Here is a 13,052-nt window from a genome sequence, read left to right on the forward strand (position 1 = left end):
ATTCCGGCGGCAGGCTGCTGTTTCGCTTGCCTGCTTACTGCAGGCAGTCCCACGTGCTGCCCTGAGTGCCGTTCTGATACGGCAACAGGCCGTCGTTGACCCATCCGTTGTGCCAAGCATTGTTCAGCCAGTAGTGCAGGTGGGTCCAGGTCGACCAGCCCGTGCCGGGGTTCTGACCTTCGGTGAAGCAGTCGTACCAGACTGTGTACTGGTTGTAGATCCGGCCGACTGCGGTGCAGGACGTACTGGCGCCAGTCCGGACCGCGGCGTCGCTGCGGTTGAACACCGCGCCGGCGGAGTCGTACCCGTTCCAGAAATTGTTGCAGGTGACGGCGGCGGCGTGCGCGGTCGACGGCGAGTGGGCCTTGGCGTTCTTCTCGGCCGCGCTGACGGCGCTTGTCGTGGCCTGGGCCGGCATCGCCCCGGTGAGGACCGATGCTGCGATGAGCGCGATTGCGCAGATCAACGTCAGTGTGGCACGTCCGAGCGTGATAGCGGCCACGGTGCGGAGCGGGGTCAGTGGTTTTCTCATATTTCCCTCCGGAAATGGGAGCACGATGTCCGAGCGGCGGTGGCGATGCCATTCGGGGCGCAGGTTTGTCCATTCCGTTCCGACGCCTGGTCCATGATCGCTTGGTTTGCTTGCTCGGCCGGGTCCGTGTTGCGGATGAATGGCTTGCGCAACAGATTCTCACTGTGGCAGCGCCCTCCACCACGTCACGAGGTCGTACACCGGCAGTTGACCGGCAACTTGCGACCGGTTGGCAGGTACCGATCATGGACCGTGAGGTGGCACCCTTGTCGCCGTACCGAAGACCAGATACCCAGCCGGGGAGGATGGGGTGTTCGGCCAGATCGTGCGCTCTCACCGGCAGCGGCTCGGCATCACCCAGGCCGAGTTGGCCGGCAAGACCGGCGTGAGCGAGCGCAGTATTCGCAACATCGAGGCCGGTCGGATCGCCAGGCCTCGCCCCGGCACGGTCCGGCTGCTTGCGGACGCGTTCGCCCTGTGCGGGACGGAACGCGACTCCTTCCACCAGGCTGCCCTCGCCGACCCGGGCAGCGGTCCTGCCGCCGCTGAAGCGGATGCCACCGATTTCCCGGCCGGCCGGCTACCCCGGTGGCCCAGACCTGCTCAGCTGCCGGCTGACATGGCCGGTTTCACCGGCCGGGGCGACAGCCTACGGCGGCTCACCGCGTTCGCGGAGCACCGCGGGGGACCAGCGGTCGTGGTCGTCACCGGCCCCGCCGGCGTCGGCAAAACCACGCTCGCCGTGCACTGGGCCCACCGGGTGGCCGAACGGTTCGGCGACGGCCAATTGTTCATGAACCTGGGTGGCTTCGGCCCCGCCGGCGCGGTCAAGAGCCCGGAAGAGGCCATCCGCGCGTTTCTCGCCGCACTGGACGTGCCTCCGGGCCGCGTCCCCGCTGATCCTCAAGCACAGGCCGGTCTCTACCGCAGTTTGCTGGCTGACAAACGAGTCTTGGTCGTCCTCGACAACGCGAGCGACCTCACGCAGGTGTACCCGCTGATCCCGGGCTCTCCGGGCTGCCTCGTCATGGTCACCAGCCGCACCCAGCTCACCGGCGTCGTCGCAACCCACGAGGCCCGCTTGCTCCCGCTGGACCTGTTCACCGCGAGCGAAGCCAGGCAGTTCCTGGCACACCGGCTCGGATCCGAACGTGCGCTCGCCGAATCCGACGCGGTTGACGACCTCATCGCGCTGTCCGCGCGGCTGCCCCTCGCCCTGGCCGTCCTGGCTGCCCGCGCCAGCCTCCGCGTCCCCCTGTCCCTGGCTGCGCTTGCCGAGGAGCTGCGTGCGCCCCACGACAACCTGGATCCATTCACCGCCGACGCCGAGATCGACGTGCGGAAGATCTTGTCCTGGTCCTACCGCGCCCTCCACGACATGTCCGCGCGGCTGTTCCGGCTGCTGAGCCTGCACCCTGGCCCGGACATCACCTGCGTGGCCGCAGCCAACCTGCTGGCAGTCCCGCCAGCGCACATACGGCCGCCGCTGTCCGAGCTGACCCGTACGCACCTGATCACCGAACACATCGCCGGCCGATACAGCCTCCACGACCTGCTGCGCACCTACGCCACCGAACTGACCCGCACTCACGACCCGGCTCCCGAACGCCGTGCCGCGCTGCGCCGGGTCCTCGACCACTACCTGCACACCGCACACAGCGCCGCTCGGCTACTCGAACCGACCCGAGAACCCATCACGCTGCTTCCGTGCCGGCCGGGGGTCACGCTGGCCGACCCGGCGGACAAGGCGCAGGCACTGGCCTGGTTCACCACCGAACACCCGGCACTGACGGCCATCGTCCGACAGTCCGTCCACAATGGATTCGACAGTCACACCTGGCGTCTGGCGTGGACCTTCAGCACCTTCGCGACCCGGCAAGGGCTCTGGCACGAGCACACCACCGCGCAACAATGCGCCCTCGTCGCCGCGCAGCGGCTGTGCGACCAGGCCGCCGCGGCTGGTGCACACCACGCGCTCGCCCGCGGTTACCTCAAACAGTGCCGCTACGACGACGCCCACACCCACCTGCGGCACGCCCTCGGCCTCTATCGAGCACTCGGCGATCCCATCGGGCAAGCACGCGCTCACGACAGTCTCAGCTACGTACTCGGCCGACAGGGCCACTCCGCCGCCGCCCTCCACCACGCTCACCAAGCTTTCAGCCTGTTCGCCGCAGCCGGTCACCAGTCAGGGCAGGCTCAAATACTGAACGGGATCGGCTGGCTGCACGCCCGGCTCGGCGACTACGAGCAGGCTCTCGGCTACTGTCACGACGCCCTCGCGTTGGTCCGGCGCTTTGACGACGGTCACTGCGAAGCCTCGACCTGGGACAGCCTCGGCTACGCCTACCATCACCTCGGCCAACACCAGCAAGCGATCACCTGTTACCAGCGTGCACTCGCCCTGTTCCGTGAGGCCGGAGACCGCTATCTGGAAGCCGACACCCTTTCCCACTTCGCCGAGGCCTACCAGACCTTCGGCAACCACCACGCCGCCCATGCAACATGGCAGCAGGCACTCACCATCCTCGACGAGCTCCACCACCCCGACGCAGAGCAAGTCCGTGCCAGGCTCCACGACCCCGACGACCGTCGCCGCCGACCGCCGGCGCGTGCTCGGTACGGACCACTTCACCACTCCGGCCTGCCGCAACACCCTCGCGAACGCCTACCGGGGGGCGGGTGATCGGGCCCAGGCGATCCATCCCCGGCCGGCCGGACGGTGTGTGACTGGACGAATCGCGGCCGGGGTGGTGGTTGCGACGGTGCGCCCAAGCGGTCATCACCGCCGCGCTGGCTGCCCGTCGCGTCGGCGCCCGCTCGCCCCTCACCCGCGAGTACTTCAACCGACGCCCGCCGCGGGCGAAGTTCAGCGGCGTTGGCGCGCCATCCACTGCCAGAGGTGGGTGCCGCCGGTGCCCGGGTCGTTGCGGGCCACGTAGATCCACGACCAGTGACCGGGGAACCGGTACCCGTTCCGGACGACGTGGTCGTAGAGCGTCAGCGTCGAGCGGGGGATCAGCTCGTGCGCGTGGACGGTGTTGGCCAGCGGGTCCACCGTGTCGTCGTCGCGGGAGGCGACCAGCCAGGTGGGGGTGCCGATCGCGGCCAATGCGGCGTCGGGGACCAGCGGTGGGTCGCCCTCCTTCCGGGCGGTGACGACACCGCAGACCGGGACCGACGCGGCGAACGCGGTGGGGTAGGTCGTCGTCATCTTCAGTGTCATGTAGCCGCCGTTGCTGCAGCCGGCGACGTGGACACGTCCGGGGTCGACCGGCCGCGTGCGCTGCACCTCCCGGATGATCTCGTGGATGAGCGGGGCGAAGCGGGGGCCGTCGTCCATCCAGACGGACGTGCTCTGCGGGACCACCACGTGAGCGCCGTCGAAGATCGTTTGCGCTTCGCGGGTGGCGATGCCGAGTGCGCCGCGGTTGGCGCGCAACGTGGTTTCGTTGTCGTAGTAGCCATCGGGCAGCGAAGCGCCTTCGCCGGCGCCGTGGAGCCAGACGATCAAGGGCCGCCGGCCGTGCTGCGAGGCGGGGGAGTAGAGCCGGTACTTCATCCCGGAGCGGGACGTGTGGTGGCTGAAGGCGTCGACCTCGGGGTTGGCCGGCCTGCCTTGCGTGAACGGGTGAACGTGACCGGCCGGCCGTGCCGCGGGCGGACGGGCGCGGTCTGCGTGACGGTGTAGACGAGGTCGAGCCGGACGTTGCGGCTCTTGCCGGCGAGGTAGCCGAGGGTGCCGGCGCCGGTCTGGCCCTCCCCGTGGCTCAGCTCGAGCACGATGTTCCCGTGCGGGTCTAGCCGCGCGGCCGTGACGGGCCGGTCGAGGTCGTAGCCGACGTCCGGGCCGCCGGTGTCGATCGGGCTGGTGGCCTTCGCGTGCACGCGGAAGGTGCCGGTGGTCAGGCTCGCGGGGTCGATCGGTCCGATCCGGGCGGTGCCGAGGGTGATCGAGGTGATCTGTTCCCCGCCGTCGAGCGTCTCGGCGTCGAGGGTGAAACCCACGCTGTCTTCGCCGGTGGCCAGGGCGACGCCGGGCAACGCGAGGCCGGCGGAGAGGCCCGCGCCGGTGACCAGCGCGGTCCGGCGGCTGAAGACCGTGTCCATGCCAAGAGCCTTGTCCATGCGAACTCCTCCGTAGGGGTCTCCGTGCGGAAGACCGGGCGAGGCCTCGTCGGACCCGAGTCGCGTGTGCGGGTGCTGGTGTGTGAACCATTTTCGACGGCGCCCGGCCCGTTGTCCACGTCACCGGGATCGGGTGCCAGGGCTTCCTGAGCCAGTTCCCGGTCACCGGGAACCTCGGGCGCGCGCTGTGAGAACAGCCACCGTGTCGGCACCCGGCCGGGCTGGGTACGCCCCACGGGACGTGCGACTACGGGAGGCTGCGAGTGTTCGACGGGTGGGGGCGGCTGGTGCCCGCGGTGGTCGGCGCGGCGGCGGCGTTCGGGCTCTTCCTCGTGCTCGAGCACCTCTTCCGCCGGGTGGTCCGGCGGCTAAGCCGGCGGTCCGCGGTGCTGGCCGAGCTGACCGTGCACGCCCACCGGCCGCTCCTGTGGTTCGCCGCGGTGATCGCGTTGCGCGGCGCCGGCACCTTCGGCCTTCCGGACGGGCCGTGGCGGGAGCGGGTGAGCCACGGGCTGGGGCTGGCGTTGATCGGGGCCGGGGCGTGGCTCGTGGCCGGGACCCTGACGTCGATCGAGCGGGCTGCGTTGTCGCGGCTGCGGGTCGACGTGCCGGACAACCGGCACGCCCGCCGCTTGCAGACGCAGGTCACCCTGGTCCGCCGGATCACCGTCGCGGGTGTCGCGGTGATCGCGTTCGGGGCGATGCTGATGACTTTCCCGGCCGCTCGTGCCGCGGGCACCAGCCTGCTCGCCTCGGCCGGCGTCGTCGGCGCGGTGGCCGCGCTGGCCGCGCAGTCCCTGCTCGGCAACGTGTTCGCCGGGATGCAGATCGCCTTCAGCGACGCCATCCGCCTCGACGACGTGGTGATCGTCGAGAACGAGTGGGGCCGCATCGAGGACATCACGTTGACCTACCTGGTGATCCACCTGTGGGACGACCGCCGGCTCGTGATGCCCACGTCCTACTTCATGTCCCACCCGTTCGAGAACTGGACCCGGCGCGAAGCGGCGCTTCTCGGCACGGTCGAGCTGGATCTGGACTGGTCGGTGCCGGTGGAGCAGATGCGCGAGGAGCTGCGCCGGATCCTGGAGGACACCGAACTCTGGGACGGCCGGGTCAGCGTGCTGCAGGTGACCGACGCGGTGCACACCCTGGTCCGGGTCCGTGCGCTGGTGAGCGCGGCCGACGCGCCGACGTTGTTCGACCTGCGCTGCCTGGTCCGCGAACAGCTGGTGCAGTGGGTCCGCCGCACCCATCCGTCCGCCCTGCCCCGGCTGCGCACGGAACACCTGCCGGCCTCCCCGGCCCCGAAGCCGGCAGATCCCGCCCCGGGCCAGGGCTCCCGCCTCTTCGGCGACAGCGCCGACGGCCGAACGCGGGAGCGGACCTTCAACGGCCGGTGACGCGGCTTCTCGACACCACTCCCGGTGGAGCGGGTGCGGCCCGCCGTGGAGCGAGACGGTCGCGCACCGGTGTCGCTGCGCCGATTCGCCGTCGTTCGTGCGGCAAAGCTGCCCTGAAGACTCTCGTTCGTGCCACCGTCTCCAGGTTGTCGTCACGTCCGGTGTAGAAGGTGGGGAGGGGGCATCGGCCTGCCGGTGATCGACGGGGAACGGGGCGCGGTGGAGCGGACGACGTGTTGCGTCGTGGGGGGCGGGCCGGCGGGCATGGTGCTGGGGCTGCTGCTCGCGAGGGCCGGGGTCGAGGTCACGGTGCTCGAGAAGCACGAGGACTTCCTGCACGACTTCCGCGGTGACACCGTGCACCCGGCGACCTTGCAGCTGCTCGACGAGCTGGGACTGGGGGAGCGGTTCGCGCGGCTGCCCCAGACCCGGATCACCGACGTGGTCCTGCCCGACGGGGACGGCGGGGTCCGGCGGATCGGTGATTTCGGGGCGTTGCGCCGGTGGGGAGTGCGGCACCCGTACGTGGCGATCGTTCCCCAGTGGGACCTGCTGGACCTGCTCGCCGGCGCCGCGCGGGCGGAACCGGCGTTCCGGCTCGAACTGGGGACCGCGGCGACCTCGCTCGTCCACGAGGGCGGCCGGGTCGCCGGGGTCCGCTACCGCACGACCGGGCCCGGCGGCGAGGAGGTCGAAGGCGAGCTCCGGGCCACCCTCACGGTCGCGTGCGACGGCCGGGATTCGGCCCTGCCCGCGGCGGCCGGGTTGGCCGTGACCGAGCTCGACGTTCCGTTCGACACCTGGTGGTTCCGGCTCTCACGTCGTGAAGGCGAACAGGTCGGCCAGCTGACCCGGCGGCCGGGCCCGGGACGGTTCGCGATCGTCATCCCCCGGGAGGGCTACTTCCAGATCGGGTACGTCGCGCGCAAGGGCACCGACAGCCGGCTGCGTGCCCGCGGCATCGACGCGTTCCGGCGCGATGTCGCCGAACTCCTCCCGGAGTACGCCGACCGAGTCGGCGAGCTGGTTTCGATGGACGACGTCAAACTGCTCGATGTCCGGCTCAACCGGCTGCGCCGGTGGCACGTCGAGGGCTTGCTGTGCCTCGGGGACGCCGCGCACGCCATGTCGCCGGTCGGCGGCGTCGGCATCAACCTCGCCGTCCAGGATGCCGTCGCGACCGCGACCCTGCTGGCCGGCCCGCTGCGGCGGGGTGCGGTGAGCGGGGCCGAACTCGCCCGGGTCCGGCGGCGCCGGTTGCCGTCGCTGCTGCTGGTGCAGGTCCTGCAACGGCTCATGCACGCCGACCTCGCCGGCCCCCTCGTGTCCGGGCGGCAGGCGGGGCCGGCGGGCCGGCTCCTGAGCGCGGCCCAGTGGGTGCCGGTGCTGCGGACGCTGGCGGTGTATCTCGTCGGCGTCGGGTTGCGTCCGGAGCGAGCACCGCTTTCCGCCCGGCGTCAGGTCATGCCGGAAGAGCAGTCCGACGGAGGGCCGCTGCCCATACCGTGACCCGCTCATCCACCCAGCGCGACGTGGAAGATCTTCTCGTTGCTGTTGTCGGGGACGCTGTCCTTGTCGCCGTTGTTGGTCGTCGTGAGCCACAGGCCGCCGTCCGGCGCGGGTTCGACCGTGCGCAACCGCCCGTAGGTGCCGTTGAAGTACGCCTGGACGTCGGTCAGGTCGCTGCCACTGATCACTTCCCGGTACATCCGGGTGCCGCGCTCGCAGGCGACGTAGAGCACGTCGCGGACGATGGCGATGCCGGAACAGGAACCGTCCGCCGTCGGGTACGTCCGCTTCGGTGCGATGAACCCGGCCGTGCCGCACGTTCCGGAGGTGCCTTCACACGCCGGCCAGCCGTAGTTGCCGCCCTTGGTGATCAGGTTGGTCTCGTCCATGGTGGAGTTGCCGAACTCCTGCTCCCACAACCGGCCCTGGGAGTCGAACGCGAGCCCCTGCGGGTTGCGGTGGCCGTAGCTCCACACCGGGTTGCCGAACGGGTTGTCCGAGGGCACGCTGCCGTCCGGGTTCAGGCGCAGGACCTTGCCGTTGAGGCTGGCCTTGTTCTGCGCGTTGTCACCGTTCTGGGCGTCACCGGTGCTGGCGTAGAGCTTGCCGTCGGGCCCGAAGCGCAAGCGGCCGCCGTTGTGGAACTTGTTGCGCAGCAACCCGCTGAGCAGTACCTGTTCCGACGCCGTGTCGAGTTTGTCGTTCTCCAGCTTGATCCGCACGATCCGGTTGTCGGACGGCGAGGTGTGCATGATGTAGAGCCAGTGGTCGCCGGCGAACCCGGTCGCGATGGCCAGACCGAGCAGGCCGCCTTCACCGTCGGTGTTGTCGACGCCGGGAACCGTGCCGACGCTGGTCTTGGCCCCGGTGGCGGGGTTCAGGTGGACGATGTCGTGGGCGTCGCGCCGGGTGTAGAGGATCGTGCCGTCCGGCAGCGTCACCAGGCCCCACGGGATGTCGGTGTCGGTCGCCAGCTGCGTCACCGCGCAGACGGAGGCACCGCAGGCCGCGCCGGTGGTGACGGTCGTGGCCGCGCTGGGTGCCGAGACGTTCGCCTGGGCGTCCCGCGCGACGACGTAGTACGAGTAGCTCGTGTTCGCCGCAAGCCCGCTGTCGACGAAAGTCGTCGCGGGCGGCGTGGTCGCGGTCCCGGTGACGGCGCCGACCTTCGCGCCGCCGCGGTAGACGTCGTAGGCCCGGACGCCGATGTTGTCGGTGGCCGCGGACCAGTTCAGGGTGACCGTCGTGCCGGAAGCGGTGGCGGTGAGCCTCGTGGGCGCGGTCGGCGCCTGGGTGTCCGGCTGGCACGGCGGCGGCGTGACCGGCACCGTGGCGCTGGCCTGCGAGACGTTGCCCGCGGCGTCGCGCGCGTTGACGTACAGGCCCCAGGTCGCGCCGGCGACGACAGTGAGGCTCGTCGACAGGGTGCTTCCGCTCACCGACTTCATCAGCTGCCCGTCGTGGTAGACGTCGTAGAACGCGACGCCCACGTTGTCGGTGGCGGCGTTCCACGCGAACGTCACGGCGTCGCAGACGAGGTCGCTCACCCGCGGGTTGGCCGGCACGCTCGGCGGCTGGGTGTCGCCGAGGGCGGTCCGCCACTTCTGGTTTTCCCCGCCGGTGCAGGTGTACAGCCCGACCAGGGTGCTGTTCGCGGTGCCCGCCCCGCTGACGTCCAGGCAGAGGCCCGACTGCACCCCGGTGATGGTGCCATCGGCGTTGATGCGCCACTTCTGGTTGGCGCCGTTGTTGCAGGGGTAGATCTGCGCGTCGGCCGGGGAGGTGGTGCTCGCGCCCGCCACGTCGAGGCACATCGCGCCGTCGTACACCCGCAGCTCGCCGGCCGCCGTGTACGTCCAGGCCTGGTTCGCTTGCCCGAGGCAGTCGTAGATGTTGACGCGCGTCTTCGCCGCGGTGCTGTTGCCGACGACGTCCAGGCACCGCCCGGACGCCACGCCGACCACGGTCGAGCCGGTGGCGGCGCTCGCGGGCGCGACCACTGTGGCGACAGCGATCACCGCGGTCAGGAAGCCGAAGCGCGCACGCCGGCGGACGTTCGAGAAGACCATGCTCCTACCTTTCGCAGGGCCGCGACCCGGCGTCAAGACTTGTCCGGCTGCTTGTCCGCTCGGTTGAGCCTTGCCGTTGTACGGTGTGTCATATATCAGATCGCACCTCAGGAGGCCTGGTGGACCTTTCCCGTCGTCAGGCTCTGGTGATCAGCGCGGCCGGCGCGGCCGCCGCGGGATGGCCGTTGTCCGGAGCCGCTTCGGCGGCCGGAACCGGCGGCCCGGTGACCGAAACGATGCTCCTCACCGGCAGCGACGCCGACCACACCGTCGACTGGGACTTCCAGGTGACGGCCGGCCGGCGCGCGGGGGAGTGGGCCACGATCCCGACGCCGTCGAACTGGGAGTGCCACGGCTTCGGCAGCTACCACTACGGCGGCGACCTCGTCCCGGCGGAGAAGGGCCACTACCGGCACTCGTTCACGCCACCGGCGTCCTGGGCCGGCCGCCGGATCTTCCTCGTGTTCGAGGCGGCCATGACGGACGCCGACGTCCGGGTCAACGGCGTCTCGGCCGGGCCGGTGCACCAGGGCGGCTTCTACCGCTTCCGCTACGACGTGACGTCGCTGCTGCGGCTCGGCGAGGCGAACCTGCTCGAGGCGACCGTGAGCAAGGAATCGGCCGACAACTCGGTGAACGACGCCGAGCGTCGCGGCGACTTCTGGAACTTCGGCGGGATCTTCCGGCCGGTGTCGCTGCAGGCGTACCCGGCCGCCCGGATCGACCGCGTCGCCATCGACGCCCGCGCGGACGGGACCTTCGCTGCTCACGTCGCGCTCGCCGGGGTGCCCGCGGCGGCCCGCCTGACCGCGCAGCTGAGCCGGCTCGACGGCTCGGCCGTCGGGGGCCCCTTCTCGGTCGCCGTGGCGAGCGGGGCCACGGACACGACCCTGACCACCACCGCGTCCCAGCCCGCATCGTGGACGGCCGAAACACCGAACCTCCACCAGGTCGAGCTGACGCTCACGAGCGCCACCGGGGTGCCGCTGCACAGCACCGTCGAGCGCTTCGGGTTCCGCACGATCGAAGTCCGGGCCGGGGACGGCATCTACGTCAACGGGAAGCGGATCGTCCTCAAAGGAGCGAACCGGCACACGTTCTGGCCGACCTCCGGCCGGGCCTCGAGCCCGCGCCTCGCCCGGCTGGACATCGGGCTGATGAAGGACATGAACATGAACGCCGTCCGGATGTCGCACTACCCGCCGGACGCGTACTTCCTCGACCTCTGCGACGAGCTCGGGCTCTACGTCCTGGACGAGCTGACCGGCTGGCAGCGTCATTACGACGAGGGTGCCGGGGCCCCGCTGGTCGAAGCGCTGGTGCAGCGCGACGTCAACCACCCGTCGATCCTGTTCTGGGACAACGGGAACGAAGGCGGCTGGAACACCGCGCTGGACGACGACTTCGACCGGTACGACCCGCAGCGGCGGCCGGTGCTGCACCCGTGGACGACGTTCAGCGGCGTCGACACCAGCCACTACCAGACCTACAGCAGCACCGCGAGCAAGGTCGCCGGCACCACGATCTTCCTGCCGACCGAGTTCCTGCACGGGCTCTACGACGGCGGCGCCGGGGCCGGGCTGAACGACTACTGGAAGCTCATGGGTGGCACCCAGCGCTCGGCGGGCGGGTTCATCTGGGCGCTCGTCGACGAAAGCGTCGTGCGGGACGACCGCGGCGGGGCCCTCGACACCAACGGCAGCCGCGCGCCCGACGGCATCCTCGGCCCGTACCGCGAAAAGGAAGGCAGCTTCTTCACCATCAAGGACATCTGGTCCCCGGTCCAGCTGGCCAGCCCGGCCTACTACGACTCGGTCTTCCCGGCGTCGTTCGACCAGACCGTGAAGCTCGTCAACCGGTACGACTTCACGAACCTCCGGGCGTGCCGGTTCGGCTGGCAGCTGCTCGCGTTCCCCGCGCCCGGCGCAGGAACCGGGCACCAGGTCCTCGCCCAAGGCCAGGCGGCCGCGCCGGACGTCGCCCCGGGAGCCACCGGCGCGGTGACGCTCGGCCTGCCCGCCGGCTGGAGCGGCGCCGACGCGCTGCGGCTGAGCGTGACGGACCCGACCGGCCGGGACGTCGGCAGCTGGACGTGGCGCATCCGCAAGGCGCCGGACTTCGCGGCGAGCCTGGTCAAACCGGCGGCCACGGGCAGCGTCACCGCGATCGAAACGGCCACCGGCGTCACGCTCGTCGCCGGCGCCACCCGGGTCACCATCGGCAAGTCCGACGGACGGCTGACCGGCGTGCGCCGCGGCAGCACGCCGGTGTCGCTGGCCAACGGGCCGGCCCCGGCCGGCGGGACGGCTGCCCTGACCGGCTTGAGCCACTTCCGCGACGGCACCGGCTGGGTCGTGCAGTGCGACTACAGCGGCGACCTGACGTCGGTGCGCTGGCGCCTGGACGCCAACGGCTGGCTGCGGCTGGAGTACCGCTACCGCGCCACCGGCGACCACGACCACCTCGGCGTGAACTTCGACTACCCGGAGGCGAACGTCCGGGGCCTGACGTGGCTCGGCGACGGGCCGTACCGCGTCTACAAGAACCGGCTCCGCGGGGTGCAGCCCGACGTCTGGCGCAAGCCCTACAACGACACGGCGACCGGGGCGAGCGGGTTCGCCTACCCGGAGTTCAAGGGCTACCACGCGCGGACCTGCTGGGCGGTGCTGGACACCACCGAAGGCGCGGTGACGGTGGTCGCCGCGGAAGAGGGCTTGTTCCTGCGGTTGTTCACCCCGGCGGTGGGCCCGGACCCGCAGAACGCCGTGGTCACCTACCCGGCGGGCAACGTCTCGCTCCTCGACGGCATCGCGCCGATCGGGAACAAGTTCCACGGCGCCGCGGCACTGGGCCCGGAGAGCAGGCCGAACGCCGCGACCGGCGACTACCACCGGACTGTGTACTTCCGTTTCGACGGGTGACCGAGCCTCGCCGGGACAGCGGCGAGGGCTCTGTCGACTCGGCCTCCCGGCCCGCCAGTCCTCGATCGCCTCGGCCCACAGCGGGTGGACTCCATGAACCCCTTGCGGTCGATCAGCAGGTAAAGCTCACCCGCCGGGGTGGCCGGCTCGATCGTCCCCCCGCCGGCTCACCGACGCCCGCAGAGGCGGGGTCGTCGCCGCCTGTCCGGCGGGTCCGCCCGTGACTTCGACGCCGACCTGCGCACGACTCACGTGTTGCGGCGTTCGGGTGAATCGGTGCCCTCCGCCTCAACCGCGTGCTGGAGCAAGGCGAGTTCCTTCCGACGGGCTGCGGAAACGACCGGAGCTTGACGGGGAGAGGAACAGAAATGGCGTTCACACGGAGATTCCTCGCCGGAGTGACCACCATCGCCGCGGCCGGCCTCGGGGGCCAGGCCGGCGAGGATGTCGCCGCCGCGCAACGCTTCGACGAGCAGTTCGTCGCTCGAAC

General features: G+C 70.8%; 8 protein-coding genes. 4 read left to right on the forward strand and 4 right to left on the reverse strand.

Translation table 11 applies throughout. From position 1 onward, the window contains the following. Positions 1-34 precede the first annotated feature (34 nt). Positions 35-502 carry a hypothetical protein gene (locus AB0F15_RS22735; protein ID WP_360273521.1) on the reverse strand — a complete coding sequence of 156 codons (468 nt, stop codon included), beginning with the start codon at positions 500-502 and terminating at the stop codon, positions 35-37. 340 nt (positions 503-842) lie between these two features. Here AB0F15_RS22735 and AB0F15_RS22740 point away from each other — a divergent pair, with 340 nt between their 5' ends. Further along, positions 843-3,218 (forward strand): tetratricopeptide repeat protein, encoded by a 2,376-nt coding sequence (locus AB0F15_RS22740; RefSeq protein WP_360273524.1) that lies wholly within the window; start codon positions 843-845, stop codon positions 3,216-3,218. Between the two features lie 183 nt (positions 3,219-3,401). Here AB0F15_RS22740 and AB0F15_RS22745 read toward each other — a convergent pair whose 3' ends face one another. Both AB0F15_RS22745 and AB0F15_RS22750 read right to left on the reverse strand, forming a co-directional pair. Continuing rightward, on the reverse strand, positions 3,402-4,094 hold the full coding sequence (locus AB0F15_RS22745; protein ID WP_360273527.1) for a PHB depolymerase family esterase: 693 nt from the start codon (positions 4,092-4,094) through the stop codon (positions 3,402-3,404). Next, positions 4,091-4,660, reverse strand: a complete 570-nt coding sequence (locus tag AB0F15_RS22750) for a hypothetical protein (protein ID WP_360273530.1) — start codon at positions 4,658-4,660, stop codon at positions 4,091-4,093. The genes AB0F15_RS22745 and AB0F15_RS22750 overlap by 4 nt, the downstream gene beginning before the upstream one ends. 263 nt (positions 4,661-4,923) lie before the next feature. Between AB0F15_RS22750 and AB0F15_RS22755 the strand changes: the two genes are divergently transcribed. After that, on the forward strand, positions 4,924-6,063 hold the full coding sequence (locus AB0F15_RS22755) for a mechanosensitive ion channel domain-containing protein (protein WP_360273532.1): 1,140 nt from the start codon (positions 4,924-4,926) through the stop codon (positions 6,061-6,063). A gap of 219 nt (positions 6,064-6,282) precedes the next feature. Then, positions 6,283-7,572: an FAD-dependent oxidoreductase gene (locus tag AB0F15_RS22760; RefSeq protein ID WP_360273544.1), complete on the forward strand. Its 1,290-nt coding sequence runs from the start codon at positions 6,283-6,285 to the stop codon at positions 7,570-7,572. A 5-nt stretch (positions 7,573-7,577) separates the two neighbouring features. On the opposite strand, the gene AB0F15_RS22765 is transcribed toward AB0F15_RS22760, so the two are convergent. Then, positions 7,578-9,641 (reverse strand): PQQ-dependent sugar dehydrogenase, encoded by a 2,064-nt coding sequence (locus AB0F15_RS22765; protein WP_360273535.1) that lies wholly within the window; start codon positions 9,639-9,641, stop codon positions 7,578-7,580. Between the two features lie 119 nt (positions 9,642-9,760). Between AB0F15_RS22765 and AB0F15_RS22770 the strand changes: the two genes are divergently transcribed. Beyond that, positions 9,761-12,562 carry a glycoside hydrolase family 2 TIM barrel-domain containing protein gene (locus AB0F15_RS22770; protein ID WP_360273538.1) on the forward strand — a complete coding sequence of 934 codons (2,802 nt, stop codon included), beginning with the start codon at positions 9,761-9,763 and terminating at the stop codon, positions 12,560-12,562. Positions 12,563-13,052 lie beyond the last annotated feature (490 nt).

Origin of the sequence: Amycolatopsis sp. NPDC026612, assembly GCF_040638285.1 — a bacterium.
Taxonomy (GTDB): domain Bacteria; phylum Actinomycetota; class Actinomycetes; order Mycobacteriales; family Pseudonocardiaceae; genus Amycolatopsis.

Bases quoted from the DNA above. Each gene is read 5' to 3' on its own strand.
- AB0F15_RS22765 (WP_360273535.1), bottom strand. From the start codon at position 9,641: ATGGTCTTCTCGAACGTCCGCCGGCGTGCGCGCTTCGGCTTCCTGACC.
- AB0F15_RS22750 (WP_360273530.1), bottom strand. From the start codon at position 4,660: ATGGACAAGGCTCTTGGCATGGACACGGTCTTCAGCCGCCGGACCGCG.
- AB0F15_RS22745 (WP_360273527.1), bottom strand. From the start codon at position 4,094: ATGAAGTACCGGCTCTACTCCCCCGCCTCGCAGCACGGCCGGCGGCCC.